Source organism: Streptomyces canus, from assembly GCF_041435015.1.
Lineage (GTDB): Bacteria > Actinomycetota > Actinomycetes > Streptomycetales > Streptomycetaceae > Streptomyces > Streptomyces canus_G.
Genome location: NZ_CP107989.1, coordinates 5,293,381 through 5,309,770, shown reverse-complemented (window position 1 = coordinate 5,309,770; position 16,390 = coordinate 5,293,381). Strand labels below are relative to the sequence as shown.

23 protein-coding genes are annotated in these 16,390 nt (G+C 70.3%); 3 read left to right on the top strand and 20 right to left on the bottom strand.

The genetic code is table 11. The annotated features are described in order from the left end of the window. The first annotated feature begins 124 nt into the window (after nucleotides 1-124). Nucleotides 125-1,318: an MFS transporter gene (locus OG841_RS24185; protein ID WP_328639589.1), complete on the top strand. Its 1,194-nt coding sequence runs from the start codon at nucleotides 125-127 to the stop codon at nucleotides 1,316-1,318. Between the two features lie 117 nt (nucleotides 1,319-1,435). Here the strand turns inward: OG841_RS24185 and OG841_RS24180 are convergent, their stop codons facing one another. The 6 genes from OG841_RS24180 to OG841_RS24155 all read right to left on the bottom strand — a co-directional run bounded on the left by OG841_RS24180 (nucleotide 1,436) and on the right by OG841_RS24155 (nucleotide 6,977). Further along, nucleotides 1,436-3,115 (bottom strand): long-chain fatty acid--CoA ligase, encoded by a 1,680-nt coding sequence (locus OG841_RS24180; RefSeq protein ID WP_328639590.1) that lies wholly within the window; start codon nucleotides 3,113-3,115, stop codon nucleotides 1,436-1,438. Nucleotides 3,116-3,236: 121 nt separating this feature from the next. Then, nucleotides 3,237-3,794 (bottom strand): SigE family RNA polymerase sigma factor, encoded by a 558-nt coding sequence (locus tag OG841_RS24175; RefSeq protein WP_328639591.1) that lies wholly within the window; start codon nucleotides 3,792-3,794, stop codon nucleotides 3,237-3,239. Between the two features lie 146 nt (nucleotides 3,795-3,940). After that, nucleotides 3,941-5,107 (bottom strand): lipid-transfer protein, encoded by a 1,167-nt coding sequence (locus tag OG841_RS24170; RefSeq protein ID WP_328639592.1) that lies wholly within the window; start codon nucleotides 5,105-5,107, stop codon nucleotides 3,941-3,943. Then, nucleotides 5,104-5,493 (bottom strand): MaoC family dehydratase, encoded by a 390-nt coding sequence (locus OG841_RS24165; protein ID WP_328639593.1) that lies wholly within the window; start codon nucleotides 5,491-5,493, stop codon nucleotides 5,104-5,106. The genes OG841_RS24170 and OG841_RS24165 overlap by 4 nt, the downstream gene beginning before the upstream one ends. Further along, nucleotides 5,490-6,464: a bifunctional MaoC family dehydratase N-terminal/OB-fold nucleic acid binding domain-containing protein gene (locus OG841_RS24160; protein ID WP_371566852.1), complete on the bottom strand. Its 975-nt coding sequence runs from the start codon at nucleotides 6,462-6,464 to the stop codon at nucleotides 5,490-5,492. The genes OG841_RS24165 and OG841_RS24160 overlap by 4 nt, the downstream gene beginning before the upstream one ends. Nucleotides 6,465-6,662: 198 nt before the next feature. After that, on the bottom strand, nucleotides 6,663-6,977 hold the full coding sequence (locus OG841_RS24155; RefSeq protein ID WP_328639595.1) for a hypothetical protein: 315 nt from the start codon (nucleotides 6,975-6,977) through the stop codon (nucleotides 6,663-6,665). A 347-nt stretch (nucleotides 6,978-7,324) separates the two neighbouring features. Between OG841_RS24155 and OG841_RS24150 the strand changes: the two genes are divergently transcribed. Together OG841_RS24150 and OG841_RS24145 are read left to right on the top strand one after the other, a co-directional pair. Beyond that, nucleotides 7,325-8,197, top strand: coding sequence for a bifunctional DNA primase/polymerase (locus tag OG841_RS24150; RefSeq protein ID WP_328639596.1), 873 nt, complete (start codon nucleotides 7,325-7,327; stop codon nucleotides 8,195-8,197). Nucleotides 8,198-8,245: 48 nt separating this feature from the next. After that, on the top strand, nucleotides 8,246-8,677 hold the full coding sequence (locus OG841_RS24145; protein ID WP_328639597.1) for a hypothetical protein: 432 nt from the start codon (nucleotides 8,246-8,248) through the stop codon (nucleotides 8,675-8,677). Nucleotides 8,678-8,839: 162 nt separating this feature from the next. On the opposite strand, the gene OG841_RS24140 is transcribed toward OG841_RS24145, so the two are convergent. From OG841_RS24140 to OG841_RS24075, 14 genes are all read right to left on the bottom strand, one after another. Then, entirely contained in the window at nucleotides 8,840-10,018 is a 1,179-nt protein-coding gene (locus OG841_RS24140) for a tyrosine-type recombinase/integrase (protein ID WP_371566851.1), read from the bottom strand. After that, nucleotides 10,018-10,242, bottom strand: coding sequence for an excisionase family DNA-binding protein (locus tag OG841_RS24135; RefSeq protein ID WP_371566850.1), 225 nt, complete (start codon nucleotides 10,240-10,242; stop codon nucleotides 10,018-10,020). Before OG841_RS24135 ends, OG841_RS24140 begins: the two co-directional genes overlap by 1 nt. A 2-nt stretch (nucleotides 10,243-10,244) precedes the next feature. Next, complete coding sequence (repSA, locus tag OG841_RS24130) at nucleotides 10,245-11,660, bottom strand: replication initiator protein RepSA (protein WP_371566849.1); 1,416 nt, start codon at nucleotides 11,658-11,660, stop codon at nucleotides 10,245-10,247. Next, the gene (locus tag OG841_RS24125; RefSeq protein WP_371570808.1) at nucleotides 11,657-12,298 is read right to left on the bottom strand and encodes a DNA methylase; all 642 of its coding nucleotides are present in this window, start codon (nucleotides 12,296-12,298) and stop codon (nucleotides 11,657-11,659) included. Before OG841_RS24125 ends, repSA begins: the two co-directional genes overlap by 4 nt. A gap of 50 nt (nucleotides 12,299-12,348) precedes the next feature. After that, nucleotides 12,349-12,564, bottom strand: a complete 216-nt coding sequence (locus OG841_RS24120; RefSeq protein WP_371566848.1) for a hypothetical protein — start codon at nucleotides 12,562-12,564, stop codon at nucleotides 12,349-12,351. A 5-nt stretch (nucleotides 12,565-12,569) separates the two neighbouring features. After that, nucleotides 12,570-12,752, bottom strand: a complete 183-nt coding sequence (locus OG841_RS24115; protein WP_371566847.1) for a hypothetical protein — start codon at nucleotides 12,750-12,752, stop codon at nucleotides 12,570-12,572. 92 nt (nucleotides 12,753-12,844) lie between these two features. Beyond that, nucleotides 12,845-13,156 carry a SpdD protein gene (locus OG841_RS24110; protein ID WP_280858049.1) on the bottom strand — a complete coding sequence of 104 codons (312 nt, stop codon included), beginning with the start codon at nucleotides 13,154-13,156 and terminating at the stop codon, nucleotides 12,845-12,847. A 25-nt stretch (nucleotides 13,157-13,181) separates the two neighbouring features. Continuing rightward, nucleotides 13,182-13,337: a hypothetical protein gene (locus OG841_RS24105; protein WP_169808255.1), complete on the bottom strand. Its 156-nt coding sequence runs from the start codon at nucleotides 13,335-13,337 to the stop codon at nucleotides 13,182-13,184. A gap of 16 nt (nucleotides 13,338-13,353) precedes the next feature. Next, entirely contained in the window at nucleotides 13,354-13,542 is a 189-nt protein-coding gene (locus OG841_RS24100) for a mobile element transfer protein (protein ID WP_371566846.1), read from the bottom strand. Between the two features lie 19 nt (nucleotides 13,543-13,561). After that, nucleotides 13,562-14,221: a DUF2637 domain-containing protein gene (locus OG841_RS24095; protein ID WP_371566845.1), complete on the bottom strand. Its 660-nt coding sequence runs from the start codon at nucleotides 14,219-14,221 to the stop codon at nucleotides 13,562-13,564. Further along, nucleotides 14,218-14,490, bottom strand: coding sequence for a hypothetical protein (locus tag OG841_RS24090; RefSeq protein WP_371566844.1), 273 nt, complete (start codon nucleotides 14,488-14,490; stop codon nucleotides 14,218-14,220). The genes OG841_RS24095 and OG841_RS24090 overlap by 4 nt, the downstream gene beginning before the upstream one ends. 71 nt (nucleotides 14,491-14,561) lie before the next feature. Beyond that, nucleotides 14,562-14,735 (bottom strand): hypothetical protein, encoded by a 174-nt coding sequence (locus tag OG841_RS24085; RefSeq protein WP_371566843.1) that lies wholly within the window; start codon nucleotides 14,733-14,735, stop codon nucleotides 14,562-14,564. A gap of 5 nt (nucleotides 14,736-14,740) precedes the next feature. Beyond that, a complete protein-coding gene (locus OG841_RS24080) occupies nucleotides 14,741-14,962 on the bottom strand; it encodes a hypothetical protein (protein WP_371566842.1) in 222 nt (73 codons plus the stop codon). 77 nt (nucleotides 14,963-15,039) lie between these two features. After that, entirely contained in the window at nucleotides 15,040-16,389 is a 1,350-nt protein-coding gene (locus OG841_RS24075) for an FtsK/SpoIIIE domain-containing protein (RefSeq protein WP_371566841.1), read from the bottom strand. Nucleotide 16,390: the final 1 nt, after the last annotated feature.

Genomic DNA, 16,390 nt, shown 5'->3' with positions numbered 1-16,390 from the left:
TAGAGCGGGTGGGTCAAGTAACCAACTATTTGGTTGACAGGGAATCGACGAGCGACCCAGACTGTTGGGACTGTTCCAACCAACCAGTTAGTTGTGAGACCTGGCTCGAAGGAGTCCCCCGGTCATGCCGACAGCAACCGTCACCCGAGGACGGCCCACGCAGGCCCCCGCCCGGCGCGCGGGCTCGCTCCTCCTCGTCCTCATCGCCGTCTGCACCGCCGTCACGGCCGCCAACATCTACCTCGCGGCCCCGCTGCTCCCCCTCATCGCCCGCGACTACGGCTCGACGCCCTCCGCGGTGGCCTGGGTCGCCTCGGTCGCGCAGTTCGGCTACGCCTTCGGGCTGCTCGTCTTCGCCCCGCTCGGCGACAGGGTGAACCGACGGCGCCTGGTCGCCGTCCTCTCGCTCGTCACCACCGCGGCCCTGACCGCCGCCGCGCTCGCCACCGGCACCACCGCCCTCGCGGCCGCCGTCCTCGTCGCCTCCGCGGCGACCGTCGTCCCCCAGCTGCTGGTCCCGCTGGTCGCCCAGCGCGCCCCCGCCGACCGCCGGGCCCGCCATGTCGCGGCCGTCATCGCGGGCCTGTTCACCGGTATCGTCGCGGCCCGTGTGCTCGGCGGCCTGATCGGTCAGGCCTACGGCTGGCGGGTGGTCTTCGTGGGCGCGGCCGCCCTGACCGCCGTCCTCGGCCTCGCGACGGCCTACGCCCTGCCGGTCGAACGAGTCCACCGCTCCGGCCCGCTCTTCTCGGGCCTCACCGCCCTGCCGTCCGTCGTCCGCCGCTCGCCCGACCTGTGGCGCGCGTGCGTGCGGCAGGCGGGGATGTACGGCGCCTGGAGCGCGCTGTGGACCTCACTGGCCCTCCTGCTGACCGGCTCGTCCTACGGCCTGTCGACCGCGACCGCCGGGCTCTTCGGCCTCTTCGGGCTGGCGGCCAGCGTCGTGGCGCCCCTGGCCGGGGGGTTCGTGGACCGCTTCGGCGCCGCCAAGGTCGTACGGTCGGCGTATCTGCTCGCCGCCGTGTCCGTGCCGCTGTTCTGGTTCGGCGGACATGCCATGGGGGCCCTGTTCGTCGCGGCGATCGCCGTCCACGCGGCCCTGGTCGCCTCCCACGTCGCCAACCAGACCGTCGCCCTGACGACGACCTCGACCCCGGCCACCGCCAACACGGCGTATGTCGTGGCGGGGTTCGCCGGCGGCGCGACGGCGTCCGCGCTCGCCGGGTCGGCCTTCGGATGGTGGGGCTGGGGCGGGGTGTGCGCCGTGGCGGGAGTGTGGCTGGGGTTGGGGTGGCTCGCCACTTCGGTACGGCGGTGAGGGTTGTGGGGTGACGGTTGCTCAGCAACCGCTGCCGGGTGACGGCACTCGGCTCTGTACGGGGAGCAGGACGCCTGGCCCGGCTGCGGCGTCCTGCTCCCCGTACCCCTCGCTCTCTCAGAGCTGGGTGACGTCCAGCTCACCCTCCGCGTAGCGCTTGCGGATCACCTTTTTGTCGAACTTCCCGACGCTCGTCTTCGGGACCGCCTCGATGATCGACCAGCGCTCCGGGAGCTGCCACTTGGCGATCTTGCAGACGTCGCTCGCGAGGAAGGCGCGCAGGGACGCGAAGTCCGCGGTGGAGCCCTCCTTGAGGACGACCGTGGCCAGCGGGCGCTCGCCCCACTTGTCGTCGGGGACGGCGACGACGGCGGCCTCGGTGACGTCCGGGTGGGACATCAGGGCGTTCTCCAGCTCGACCGAGGAGATCCACTCGCCGCCGGACTTGATGACGTCCTTGGCGCGGTCGGTGAGGGTGAGGAAGCCGTCGGCGGAGATGGTGCCGACGTCGCCGGTCTTCAGCCAGCCGTCCTCGCTGAACTTGTCGGCGGGACGCAGGGGTTCGGCGTCCGGGCCGTTGTAGTAGGCGCCCGCGATCCAGGGGCCGCGGACCTCCAGCTCGCCCGCGGACTCGCCGTCCCAGGGAAGGCGCTCGCCGCCGGGGCCGCTGAGGCGGGCCTCGACGCCGGCCGGGAAGCGGCCCTGGGTGAGGCGGTAGGCGAACTCCTCGGGCGTGCCGGCCACGTGGGCCGGCGGGCGCGCAATGGTGCCGAGCGGGGAGGTCTCCGTCATGCCCCAGGCGTGGCAGACCCGCATGCCCAGCTTGTCGAAGGCCTCCATCAGGGAGGGCGGACAGGCCGAGCCGCCGATGGTGACCTGGGTGAGGGAGGAGACGTCACGGGGCTTGGCGGTGAGCTCGCCGAGCAGACCCTGCCAGATGGTGGGGACCGCGGCCGCGTGGGTCGGCCGCTCGCGCTCGATCATCTCGGCGAGGGGCGCGGGCTGCAGGAAGCGGTCCGGCATCAGCATGTTGACGCCGGTCATGAAGGTGGCGTGCGGCAGACCCCAGGCGTTGACGTGGAACTGGGGGACGACCACGAGCGAGGTGTCCTGGTCGGTCAGGCCCATCGACTGGGCCATGTTGACCTGCATGGAGTGCAGATAGATCGAACGGTGGCTGTAGACCACGCCCTTGGGGTCGCCCGTGGTGCCGGAGGTGTAGCACATGGCGGCGGCCTGGCGCTCGTCCAGCTCGGGCCAGTCATAGGTGGTGGGCTTGCCGGCGATCAGGTCCTCGTACTCGTGCACGCGCGCGTGGGAGCCCTCGAGAGCCGTGCGGTCACCGGGGCCGGAGACCACCACGTGCTCGACCGTCTTGAGGTGCGGGAGCAGCGGGGCGAGCAGGGGGAGCAGCGAGCCGTTGGCGATGACGACCCGGTCGGCCGCGTGGCCCACGATGAAGGCCAGCTGGTCGGCCGGGAGGCGGAGGTTGAGGGTGTGCAGGACCGCGCCCATGGAGGGGATCGCGAAGTAGGCCTCGACATGCTCGGCGTTGTTCCACATCAGGGTCGCCACCCGCTCGTCCCCGGCGACCCCGAGGTCCTCGCGCAGGGCGTGCGCCAGCTGGGCGGCGCGGGCGCCGACCTCGGCGAAGGAGCGGCGGTGCGGCTCCGGTTCGCCGGTCCAGGTGGTCACCTGTGAGGTGCCGTGGATCGACGACCCGTGGGTCAGGATCCTGGAGATCAGCAGCGGTACGTCCTGCATCGTGCTCAGCACGGCGTCCTCCCGGGGCGACATTGCCTACGCGGTAGTAAGGGTTGCGCCGATTCTGCGCACATACCGCGCGGTATGTCACTAGAGCCGGGCGATCGATCACGTCACGATGCCCTCACAACGGCCGATCGTCCCGAACGGTTCCCTACCGGGCGAGCACCAGCTCGGGGTCCTCGCGGAGCTTGCCCAGCGCCCTGGACACCGCCGACTTCACGGTCCCGACCGAGACCCCGAGCACCTCGGCCGTCTGCACCTCGCTGAGGTCCTCGTAATACCTGAGGACGACCATCGCCCGCTGCCGCGCCGGCAGCTTCATGATCGCCCGCCACATCGCGTCGTGCAGCGCCTGCTGCTCGGCGGGGTCGTCGTCGCCGGGCAGGGGGTCGGGCTCGGGGATCTCGTCGGTCGCGAACTCGTCGACCTTGCGCTTGCGCCACTGCGAGGTGCGCGTGTTCAGCAGGGCGCGGCGGACATAGCCGTCGAGGGCACGGTGGTCCTCGATGCGCTCCCAGGCGACGTAGGTCTTGGTCAGGGCGGTCTGCAGCAGGTCCTCCGCGTCGCTCGGGTTCGCGGTCAGCGACCGGGCGGTACGCAGCAGCACCGGCTGGCGTGCCTTCACGTACGAGGCGAACGAGGGGTACGCGAGGGTCTGCGTCGCCGGTACGGCGGCCTTCGAAGCGCTGGTGCAGACGGGTGTGGTCATGGCTCCACGCTAGATTCGCGACCGGCCCCCGCTCATCGGCCACAGGTCCCGAAGAAGACTCCCCCTCAGGTTGTAGAGGTGGTGCTGACTGCACCTCCTGAAGGTGGACGAGGGGGGCGCATCTACTGCGGGATTACCCCTGGGGGCTACGCGTCCCCGGCGAGCACGAGCCCGGACGTGGGTACCCCTGTCCCGGCCGTCACCAGCGCCCGCTCCGCCTCCGGCACCTGGTTCACGGCCGTCCCCCGCAGTTGGCGTACGGCTTCCGCGATCCCGTTCATGCCGTGGAGGTAGGCCTCGCCCAGTTGGCCGCCGTGGGTGTTGAGGGGGAGCTCGGCCCGGCGTACGAAGTCCGCGGCCTCGCCCCGGGCGCAGAAGCCGAACTCCTCCAGCTGCATCAGGACGAACGGGGTGAAATGGTCGTACAGGATCGCCACGTCGATGTCCTGGGGGGTCAGGCCCGAGGTGCGCCACAGCTGGCGGGCGACGACGTTCATCTCGGGGAGGCCGGTGAGGTCGTCGCGGTAGAAGCTGGTCATCTGTTCCTGGGCGCGGCCGGCGCCCTGGGCGGCGGCCGCGACGACGGCGGGCCGGTGGGGGAGGGCACGCGCGCGTGCGAGGGACGTGACGACGATCGCCTGGCCGCCGTCGGTCTCCTGGCAGCAGTCCAGAAGCCTGAGCGGCTCGACGATCCAGCGGGAGGCCGCGTGGTCGGCGAGGGTGATGGGACGGCCGTGGAACCAGGCGGCCGGGTTGGTGGCCGCGTACGCGCGGTCGGTCACCGCCACCTGGCCGAAGGCCTCCGGACCGAGGCCGTAGGTGTGCAGATAGCGCTGGGCCGCCATCGCCACCCAGGAGGCCGGGGTGAGCAGGCCGAAGGGGAGGGACCAACCGAGGGCGACTCCCTCGGCGGAGGGTTCGCGGTGCTGGACGCCGGAGCCGAAGCGGCGGCCTGAGCGTTCGTTGAAGGCGCGGTAGCAGACCACGACCTCGGCCACGCCCGCGGCGATCGCGAGCGCCGCCTGCTGGACGGTCGCACAGGCCGCGCCGCCGCCGTAGTGGACGCGGGAGAAGAAGGACAGCTCGCCGATCCCGCAGGCCTGCGCCACGGTGATCTCCGGGCTGGTGTCCATCGTGAACGTGACCATGCCGTCCACGTCGGCCGCCGTGAGCCCGGCGTCGTCGAGCGCCGCGCGGACCGCCTCGGCGGCCAGGCGCAGTTCGCTGCGGCCGGAGTCCTTGGAGAACTCGGTGGCCCCGATGCCGACGATCGCGGCCCGGCCTCCGAGCGCGTCACGCGCGCGTGCGCTCATTCGGCGTCCCTCATCCAGAAGGTGACCGTCCCGGTCACATGGTTGCCGATGCCGTTGGTCCCCACGATCCGGACGGTCGCGGTGGTGTCTTCGAGAGCTTCTATGGTTCCGGTCAACACCATCGTGTCCCCCGGGTAGTTGGGCGCTCCCAGCCTGATGGCCACCTTCCTGAGCACGGTCCGTGGTCCGAAGTGGTCGGTGATGTAGCGCCCCACCAGGCCGTTCGTCGTCAGGATGTTCATGAAGATGTCCGGGGAGCCCTTCTGCCGGGCCAGTTCCGGGTCGTGGTGCACGTCCTGGTAGTCCCGGGAGGCTATCGCGCCCGCGACGATCAGCGTGCGGGTGATCGGGATCTCGAGGGGTGGCAGCTCGTCGCCCGCTCTCATACGGGGGCCTCCTCGGCAGCGGCCTCGTCGGCGGCGGCGCGGAAGACGGGAAGGGTGAGATCACCGTCGTACGTCCGGAAGTCGAGCCGCACCGGCATCCCGATCCGCACCTTGTCGTACGGCGTCCCGACCACGTTGCTGACCATCCGCACGCCCTCCGCGAGTTCGACGAGCACGACGGCGTAGGGAGGGTCGAAGGCCGGGAAGGGCGGGTGGTGCATGACGACGTACGAGTAGACGCTCCCCTCGCCGCTCGCCTCGACCGTGTCCCAGTCGGGGCCGCCGCAGTGGGCGCAGCCCGGGAGCCAGGGGAAGCGGAGGGTGGCGCAGGAGGTGCAGCGCTGGATGAGGAGTCGGTGCTGTTCGACGCCTTCCCAGAAGCCGGCGTTGTCACGGTTGACGACGGGTCGGGGGCGGCTGGGCCGGGGAGGGGTCTTCTTCCGTTGTGCGGGCGCGTACTTCAGGATGCGGAAGCGGTGAGTGCCGACGAGGGTCTCGCCCACGCGGACGTCGGTCCGGGTCGTGACGAAGTGGCCGGTGCCGAGCCTGGTGGTCTTGCGGCCGGAGACCGACTCGATGACGGTGTCGAAGGTGACCCGGTCGCCGGGACGCAGAGGCCGGAGATACTCCTGCTCGCAGTCGGTGGCGACGACCGAGGTGCAACCCGACTCGTCGAGGAGCGCGAGGAGTTCGTCGTACGCCGATGACCTGCCCGTGTGCCCGGTCAGCCCGCCCATCGTCCAGGCCTGGAGCATGGTGGGCGGAGCGACCGCGTCGGACCCGGTGTAGACCGGGTTGGTATCGCCCAGGGCCTCGCACCAGTGCCGGATCATGGGGAGGTTGACGGGGTCCTTGCCGACCCCGGCGACGGCGGCGGGGCGCCCTTCGTAGGCCTTGAGCCGGGTCAGCAGGTTGGCCGCCGAGTGGTGGGAGTCGGGCTGGGGCGGCGGGGTGTCCGGATCGTCGCCCATGACGACAACCTCCTTGTCCGCAAGATTTCCTGACTGTCCGTCAGATCCAGTGCGGTGTCAAGACCGTTGCCGCGCACGCGAACACGCCTGCGCGGCGGCGCCGAAGCACCGCCGCGCGGACCTGTCCCACCCCCATGAAGCCCACCCCCTGAAGCCCACCCCCTGAAGCCCCCCGTCGAGCCCGTCAGGCCTCGCGCATCACCACCACAGCGGGGTGAAGTTGACGGATGTGTTGTTGTTCCCCTGATTGACGGCCGTGAACGCGGAGCCCTTGACCTGGGCCGTGTTGCTCTGAGCCGAGGCACCGGAGCCGACGGCGTTCTGCTGCGTGGTCGACGAGTTGCCCTTGTTGTCGTGCCCGACACCGCTGCCCACGATGCTCGCGACACCCGCGTTCGATCCGTTGTCCGCGAAGCCGCCGTTGTCCGCCGCCGCGACGCCGGTGAAGAGTGCGGCGGCGAGCGGGAGGGCGGAGACGGCGGCGATGACGCGGGCGGTACGGATGCTTGCCATGGTGTTTCCTCCAGAACCCGGCCTGTTGCCGGTAGTACGTCAAGTAAGGCTGTGTCCAGGGCAGTTGGCCGACCGCCCCGGTGCTGTGCACGACGTCGCGAGATCAGAGTTGCCCACCGAACCCCCGGCGAACCAGAGCGGAAGCGGTTATTCCCCCTGAAGCGTGAGGACAAGTCGATAAACCCCTTTCGCGACTTCACGCAGCAGATCAGGACGATAAGGACACCAGATCGCCAAGGGGGACAACAGGGGAAGCGTTCCGGCACTTTTCCAGCCAATCCTTGGCCCCCGGCGCGTCGCGCCCGCCACCCCTTCCCTTTTTCGAACGTACGTACGAACATGGAGACATGGCCACCACCGACCGGCAGGCCACGACGCTGGCCCTCGCGCACGCCCTGTCAGCCGCCGAGCGCGGGCTGGCCGTCATCCCCCTGTCCGGCACCAAGCTCCCGGCCCTGCGCTCCCCCCACCGCGACGACAGCTCCTCGGCCGCGCCCTGCCACGGCGAGTGCGGCGCGTTCGGCCACGGGGTCTACGACGCCTCGACCGACCCCGTCCGCATCCGCGAACTCTTCGCGGCGGCCCCCTGGGCGACCGGCTACGGCATCGCGTGCGGTCTCCCGCCCCACCATCTGATCGGCCTGGACCTGGACACCAAGTCGGGCACGGACTCCTCGGCAGCCCTGCGCGAACTGGCCCTGCGCCACCTCTTCACGATCCCCGACACGGTCGTCGTCCTGACCCCGAGCGGCGGCCGCCATCTCTGGCTGACCGGCCCGCCCGACGCCGCCGTCCCCAACTCGGCCGGCCGCCTCGCCCCCGGCATCGACATCCGGGGCGCCGGCGGCTACCTCGTCGGCCCCGGCTCCCGCACCGACCACGGCGTCTACGGCACGGCTCCCGGCACCGCCCACCTCGCCCCCGCAGCCTGCCCACCGGCCCTGCTCCGCCTGCTCCTGCCACCACCGCGCCCCACCCACCCCGCGACCCACCCCTCGGCCGGCGACCAGGGCCAGGGTCTGGTCCAGTTCGTCCTCGCCGCCCACGAGGGCCAGCGCAACACCCGCCTCTTCTGGGCCGCCTGCCGCGCCTACGAGAACGGCATCGGCCCCGCGCTGGTCGCGCCCCTGGTGGACGCGGCCCTCAACACGGGGCTCACGGAACGGGAGGCACGGGCGACGATCGCGTCGGCGGCGCGGATGACGGGGCGTCGGCCATAGAACGGAACAGCATCACCAGCACCATGGGAGCGCCACAGAGTGCCGATCATGACCCTGTCCCGGCTCGTCCTGACCTCCGGCCGCAGGGTCGACCTCGGGGAGCTGCGCCTGACGTCGACGTACGGCGGGATGCTGGACGGCTACCCGTGCAGACCGGTCAACGAGCTGAGGATCAAAGGCCTGCTGAGATCGGCCGAACAGGACTACCCGACCGCCCCCGTGCACCTGGTACCGCCCCCGCACGAGTACCCGGACCACTACCCGGGCGCCTTCGGCCCGGTCGAGATGCTGCCGGCGGTGGCCTGCGTCGGCGTCTTCCGCTCCACGGCCCTGACACCCTCCCGCGATCCCATCCTCTACGGCTCCCACCTCACGATCATCTGGTTCCAGCCCCACGCACGGGTGCCGTCGGGGTGCGACGCGCAGGAGGGGCTGCGGGAGATCGCCTGGGAGGAACTGGCGTGGGACTACGAGCTGTAGACCGCGACAGGGAAAGGGTGCCCCTCACCGAGGGACACCCTTCCTGACCAGCACCTACGAACTACCGCGGTGGGTGTGGGATTTGAACCCACGGTGACATCGCTGCCACGACGGTTTTCAAGACCTTTCGCCGATCAAGGGCGGTGAAGTCTCCGCCGCAGGTCAGACGGGTACGAGTGCCCCCGCCAAGCCGTCGTCATCGTCGTCGTGCCCGCTACGTGCCCCACGGTCGTGATCGTGCCCGTTGACCCACACGTCCGAGGCTTCGGCCACCTGGTCATCGCGGCCGGCGACCGGGCGGGCGTAGTGCCGAGTGGTCACGCTCGCGTTCGAGTGCCCGAGGCGATGAGCGGCGGTCATAACACCGTACTTGTCGGCGACCCAGGTCCCGTGCGAGGCCCGAAGGTCGTGCGGGGTCACGTCGGTGAGGCCGGCCGCCAACACGGCGGGGTTGAAGTAGGCCTTGCGCCACTGGTTGTAGCGCAGTGGCTTGCCCGCGGGCGTGGTGAACAGGAGCGCATCGCCATCGTCCGGCAAGGTCTCCAGGTGCTTCCCGAGCCGCCTCGCGAGGGTGGGCGCCACGCGCAGGAGCCGCTTCTGGTGAGACTTCGGAGTGTCGAAGACCAGAGCGCCGTTCGCCTCGGCAAGGTTCTCGTCGACCAACACCGTCCCGCCCAACACGTCCACATCGTTGCGACGTAGCGCGAACCCCTCCCCAACCCGCAGACCAGCGAAGGCCAGGAGTGCGATCAACAGGTCATGGGGCTTCTCAGCCTTCCGCACAAGACGCGAGGCTTCGAGCGGAGTCAGAATGTGCGGCTCGGTCTGCGACATCCGAGGGAGGCGAACACCTCGACAAGGCGTCTGCACGATCAAGTCGTTGTCGACCGCCGAGGCCATGACCTGTGACAGCACCCGGTACGCCTGCCGAATGCGCGACGGGCTGAGTCCCTTCGTGCGCATCTGGGCGACCCACTCAGTCACAGTGATCGGCCGCAGGCTCGACAGCTCACGATCCCCAAGCACGGGGTTGATCTGCGAGTTGATCAGCGATCGGTACGTAGCTTGTGTCTTGTGCTTGAGCTGTGGGGACACTGCGGCCAGCCAGCGAGCCGCCCATTCCCGGACCGTCGTCTGACCTTCTGTTGGGTCGATCCAGCGACCATCTTCGATCTCGATGCGCTTCTTGGCGAGCCAACGATCAGCGTCCGTAGTCGTGGCGAACGTGCGATCGGCAGGCCGCAGCACCCCATCAGGCCCCGGGTACCGAGCCTGATACCTCCCTGAAGGCAGCTTCCGAATCCGGCCGAAGCCACGGCGAGACTTGCGCTTCCCAGCCATTAGGCGGCCCTCCTGAGAGCTGTGGGCCGAAGGATCACCGGCTGCACGGTATTGGCCTCGATGAACGCCTCTACGACGCTCTCCTTGATCCGGACGTACCGGCCGACCTTGACGAAGGCGATCCGGCGCTCTTCGATCAGGCGACGCGGGAAACGCTCCCCGCTCTCCTCCCAGGTCCCGATCCGTACGGCGACCTCCGCCACCGTCAGCAGACGATCAGCCATGCTCACGCCTCCCCAAGGTCGTCATTGAGCAGTTCTTCGCGTGCGATCTCGCGGTTGTGTTGGATGTCGCGGCGGATGTTGGCGGCGAGCCAGGATTCGCCGGGGGTGTGACCGTGGCCGGCGTAGGACCAGTGAGCGAGCGTGAGCGTGGTTGCCTCTGGGCTGTCGTCGGGGTCAGGCAGACCGAGGGCTTCGCGTTGTTGGGCGGCGCGGTAGTCGGCGCGGGTCTGGCGGAGGGCGCCGAGGGTGGTGGAGTAGCGGCGGGATTTTGTGGAGAAGTGGCCGCGGAAGCCGAGCATGTGAGCCCAGTCGCGGAGCTTGCGGTCCGGGTACAGCGCGTGCAGGTCGAGGCATGCCGCGATCAGCCGAGCGGGGTGATCGGGCACGTCGAGCAGGACCAGGGCTTCTTTGTTGCCGATCCGGCGATCAACTGTGCCGGTGGTTTCAGCCGCTTTGGTGGCGTACTTGGCGACGTAGGAGGCCACGGCCGCTTCGGTGATCTCCTCGCCGTGGCCGAAGGCGCCGATCGGCTGCACGTCGAGTTGGGTGCCCCAGTGCAGCGTGCGGGCCGGTTCGACGCGGGCCGGCTGGTCGGGGTCCGGCTGATACGAGGCCGGGGGCACGTCGACCGTGACGCGGGCGGCGGCAGCACCGATGGCGCCGGTGAGTAGGCCGAGGGTGGCCCAGGCCGGGGGCGGATCATCGGGTCCGTCCGGTCCGTCGAAGCGGATCACCGCATGGAAGTGCACGGCTCCGCGCTTCTGGTATTCGGCGACCTTGCCGAACGAGACCCGGGACTGTTCCCGAGCGGCCTTCTGCGTGAGCCCGGCCCGCTTGGCGATCTCGCGGCGAAGGTAGATCGTGAAGTAGCGCCACAGCTCGGAGGCGTGGTTGTTCCACAGCACCGCGCCCGCGTAGTCGTACGACGCCGGGTCCAGGGGCGTGCCGAGCTCCGCAGCATCCTCGGAGTGCCGTGCACCGCAGCGGCAGGCACGGGTGCCGGGGCGATTGTGCACGGGCCCGAACGAGGGCGCGGTGAGGGTGGCGAAGACGCGGGGGTGGTCGCGGATCGTGTGCGGGGTGCCCTTGGCGGAGTCTCCGACGAGGCCAGCGCGGATCAAGTGGTAGGTGTCGCCGGCGTAGGTCCAGGCGCACGAGGGGCAGCGGGAGGCCCGCCGGTTGCCGCACGCGATGCGGAGACGTCCACCCGGTTCGGTGTCGGTTGAGTAGTTGTGCAGGACCCGTCCGGAAGCGGCGTCGCGGGTGACCGTCGAGCCTTGCAGGTGGATCGGGTCGGAGCAGCCGCCGGTACGGCGGATCTGGTCTTGGATGCGGTCGAAGCCATCTGACCCGGCCAGCCTCAGCACGTCGGCGAGGGTGGCCGGGTCCAGGCCCGCCATGGTGGCGGTGTCGGTCACGCGAACACCTCCTGGCGAGCGGTCAGGAAGGCACGGCCGATCCACTGGGTGTAGGCGGGCGGGATCGCCTCGGTCAGTTCCTCCGGAACATCGGTCCAGGTGATGCCCATGGCCTGTTGCATCTCGGGAATGGTGGCCTTGCCGCCGCCCTCCCCGTACGCGGCCACATAGGGGCCGTCGCGGTAGACGCCGTGGCGCCAGCCGCGCACGTAGCCGCGATGGCGGCGGTGGGCCGGCTGCATGACGCCGAAACGGCCCAGCTCGAAGTTGCGGTGGCGCAGCACGCCGAGGCCGAACATTTCGCCGCACAGGGTGAGGTCTTTGCGGATCTCGGCACGGCCGTTGGGCTGTTCGATCACGTACGGCAGTCCGGAGGCGTCGAGCAGTGCGCGTGTGGGGGCCACGAGGTCTTCGTGCGCGCCGCCCCAGCCCTGCGACTGGTTGGTGCCCACGGTGAGGGCACAGCCGGCCTGGCAGGGCGGGGAGGCGTGCGCGAGGGTGTACCGCTTGATCTCACCCGTGGTGATCAGGTGGGTGAGGTATTCGAGGGCGTCACCCTGGTGGTAGGTGAAGGGGTAGCGGGGGCGGTCGGCGATGTCGCAGCCGTCGACGTCGAACCCGGCCAGGTGGTAGCCCATGGCGGCCCCGCCGGCGCAGGAGAACAAGTCCAGGACCCGAGGCGTGATGCTCACTGACGGCCCCCGTTCCGGTGGGCGGGGCCGTGGTTGTTGGTGTAGTCGTCGACCAGGCCCTTGACGTCGTCGTTGCCGTTGGCGTGGTCCTCAGCGCCACAGCCACCGCAGACGTAGTCGCCCTGCGATCGCGTGTACTTGGTGGCGCCCTTGACGCGCAGGCCGGGGCTTTCCTCGGTCGGCGTGAGGTCGGCGGGGAGCTTGCGGAACATGCCCGTCACCTCCCGACCCGGACGAGGGCAACCGTGGAGGTCGCGTGGCCAGTGCCCTTGCACGTCTGGCAGGTGACGGGGAGGGTGGCGCGGGTGCCGTCAGCCTCGCGGGTTCCGGTGGTGATGGCGACGACGGGGAAGCCGTCGCAATCGCGGCAGACGGGCGTGTTCGGGGCGTGCTGGGGCATGATGAGGCTTCCCTTTCGGGTCCGTTGGATCTGGAAGAGGTGCAGGCGTCCGGGACGGCGGTTCTTTGGCGAGAGAGCCGTCCCGGGGGCCGTTAGCGGTGCTTGTCGAGGTCCTTGAGCAGCGAGCGGAGGACGACCGCGACCACGGCGACGGACATGCCGGTGATCGCGACCGCGAGGAGCAGGGAGACCAGCACGGCGCCGACGACGAGGACCACGGCGCCACCGCCAGCGGCGAGGGCGAGCGCGCTGCCCGGGGTGAGCTGGACGGTGGGCCGGTTGGAGACAGGCGCGGCCACGATGGGCGCCGGGGCCGGGGCGGCGGGGGCCGGGAGGTCGGAGGCCGGAACCTGCAGAGTGGCCGGCGGGGCGGTGTCCTGGGGCGGGTACTTCGGGGTGAACACGGATGTTGTCCCTTCTGGGCCGGGGTTACTTGACGAGGGAGTCGACGGTGGGGCCGAGGAAGCTTCCGGCGACGAGGTAGCCGCCCAGCAGGAGCAGCACGACCAGCCAGATGGGCGGGCGGGTGAGCTTGATGCCGAGGTAGCCGACGACGATCACAGCGAGCCAGAGCGGAACGTCCATGACGGGGATTTCCCTTCTAGGCCTTGCAGCGGTGGGTGTTGGCGGCGAGTTCGGCGGCGGAGCGGTCGGTGTAGTCGGCGGAGAAGCCGCAGCCGGGGGCGGTGCAGGCGGCGGTGTGCTTGTCGCGGCCACGGCCGTCGTAGTAGGTGGCGACCTCAACGGGGCCGATACGGCGCCGGTCGCGGAAGCGGCGGTAGGCGGACACGGGTGGACTTCCTTTCGTTTCAGGTGAGTTGGAGTTGTGTGGCGATCGCATCTGCCATCGGGGCGGGCAGTTGCAGGCGGGCGGACAGAGCGTCGGCGGGCATCGGCGATCCGGTGGAAGCGCGGTGCGCGTCGGCGATCTTGCGGGCGTGATCCAGCAGCGCGACCGGAACCGCCGGCGTCTGGGCCGGGGGCGTCTTGGGGGTCGCGGGTGCCAGTTCCGGCACCGGGGGCGGGGCGGGCTCGTCGACGCGGTCCATGTCAACGTCCAGCGCGACAGGTTCATCCACAGCCTGTGCAGAAGCAGCCGGTTCGGCCGGTTGGTTCGGGGCGTGTACGAGGAGGGTGCCGCCGAGGAAGGCGAGGGCGGGCCAGCCTGCGACGAGGATGCACAGCCAGGCGGGCACGTCTTTGAGGTCGAGGAGTCCGGCAGTGGCGATGTTCGCGCCGAGCGAGGCGAACAGGGCGATCACGAACCAGGTCCAGGCGGAGCGGTCCCGGCGTGCCGTACGCAGCCGACGCCACGCGGCGACCAGCAGCAGATCAACGCTGATCGGGTAGGCCCAGGCCTTCCAGCCGGATTGCCCGGCGGCTTCGGCCAGGTCGTGCAGGTGGGCGAAGGACAGAGCGCCGGCGATGACGGCCTGGACGAGTACGGCGTCGACGCGGAGCCCCTTCATGACCGGCTCCGGGGGGCTCGCCCCAAGGCGTGGGCCACGGCGTCGCAGTCGGCCGCGGTGTAGGCGGTGCGTACTCCGGAGATCGACAGCCCGGCCGCCTCCGCCAGGGAGGCCAGCGTGTAGGGCCGAGGGGCGGTGAACTCCCGGGCGTAGGCCAGTTGGGCGCGGATGTGCTGGTCGATCTGGTCGCGCTGCGCTCGCAGAGCGGCGAGCTGACGAAGGAAGTCGTCCGAAGCAAGGTCGTCCAGGGCGGTCAGCGGCTCAGACATGACAGGTTCCTTCCTGGGATTGGGCCAGGAGCGGGCGGGGATCGTGTCCGGCCGCCCGGCCCCGGCGGGGTTCAGTCGGTGGCTTCGCCGGAGCCCAGGCAGGCCAGGCAGAGGCCGGTTTGCTGGCCGACGGGGCGGCGCTTGCGGCCGACGTGGACGGTGCGGGAGACCTCACCGGAGCCCTTGCAGGTCGGGCACTTCGCCGGTTCGGCCGGCGCGGGCACGGTGGTCTTGGGCGCGGCCATGGCGGTCAGTAGTCGTCGAGACGGGGGTAGCCGTGACCGATAGGCGGGTAGTCCCCGTCGGCGCGAGCGGCGAACTCGGAGTCCAGGGCCTCACTCATGACCGTGACGAAGTGGTCCACGGGCAGGCCAAGGTGCAGGTCGTTCTGCAAGGTCTCGAAGAGGAAGCCGAGCCGATTGGCGTCGTCTCGCTCCATCGGTGTGAACTCGAACCAGGGCTTGCCGGGCATGATCTCCTCCTGTTTTCGGCATGACTCGGGTAGGGACGTGGCGCGAGGCGGTCGCGCCGGCCGGAATGGAACGGGTGCTAGTCGGCGGCCGGAGCGGGCTTGACCAGCGAGGGAGTACCGGCGGCCGACACGGGCACGTGCGGCCGGAAGGCGTCGAGGAACGGCAGGTCCGGCACCAAGTGCGCGAAGTCGAGGCAGGTCGCGGCGACCTTCTCGCGGGAGATCTCAGGGGTACGGATCTTGCACCAGCCGCCGCCCGCATCGGTGGCCACGGCCGTACCGGGCCGGTTGGCGGGAATCATGCACGCGGTCGGCACGGCGCTCGGGGCCACGTCCTTGAGCCCCATCTCGGCGGTTTCCTTGTCGTTGACCCGGTGCACGACCCGGCTGGTGAGCTGGGCACGGAGCATGGTGGCGCCCTTGCCCAGGTCGGAGCCGAAGCGCTGCCCGCAGATCTCCAGGTGGATGCCGACCGCGCGGGCCATCTGCGCGAGGCGGATCAACGCCGTGACGATCCGCGTACGGCGGTCCTCGTCCTCCCGGCGGGAGATCAGGAAGAGTTCGGCGATCTCGTCGACCAGCACCACGATCGGCGCCGGCCGCGAGTCCTCCGGCAGTTCCCAGATGTCCGAGACACCGTGCAGGTTCAGCAGGTCGAAGCGGGCTTCCATCTCCGCCACCAGCACATCGGCCAGCGAGGCGGCATCATCGGGGTTGGTCGCCAGCGCGGAGAGGCGGGGCGCGAACGGGGACTGTTCCACTCCGCGCTTGCAGTCCATTCCCACCAGCGCGACCGGCAGTTGAGCAAGCCCGTTGATCAGGTTGCGCTGATACATCGACTTGCCGGAGAAGTTGGCGCCGAGCGTGAGCGCCATCGGCACCTTGCGATAGTCCCGCTCGAACACGGTCCCGTCATCCCGCAGGGCCACCGGCACGACCATGTCATGAGGCTGTGCCTTGCGCGGCATCCGCACCCGGCGCAGCACGTCATAGCCGGTCATCCGCAGTTCGACGAAGCCCGGCTTGGTCGCCACGATCCGTATCGCGTGGACACCCCAGGCGTGCCGAAGACGCTCCGTCGAGGCGATCACGTCGGCGGGCTCCAGACCGGCCGGAAGCCGCAGCGTCACCCGCAGCCCCGTCGAGGTGGGACGCACCCGGCGGATCTTCGGCGCGATCGGCTGCACCTCACGGCGGGCCACGTTGCGGGCCATGAACGCCCGCAGGCCGGACGGCTGCACCGTCAGACCGCACACGTCCATCGTCGAGCGGTAGGAGAAGGAGAACCGGCCCCAGGTGGCGGGCAGTCCGACCATCGACCAGTACACGCGCGGCACGCGGACCTTCGCGTAGCCGACACCGCCTGCGACACCGCCGACACCTGCCGCGGTCCCCGTGGCCTCCAGCCACACCGTCCAGTCAGCCATG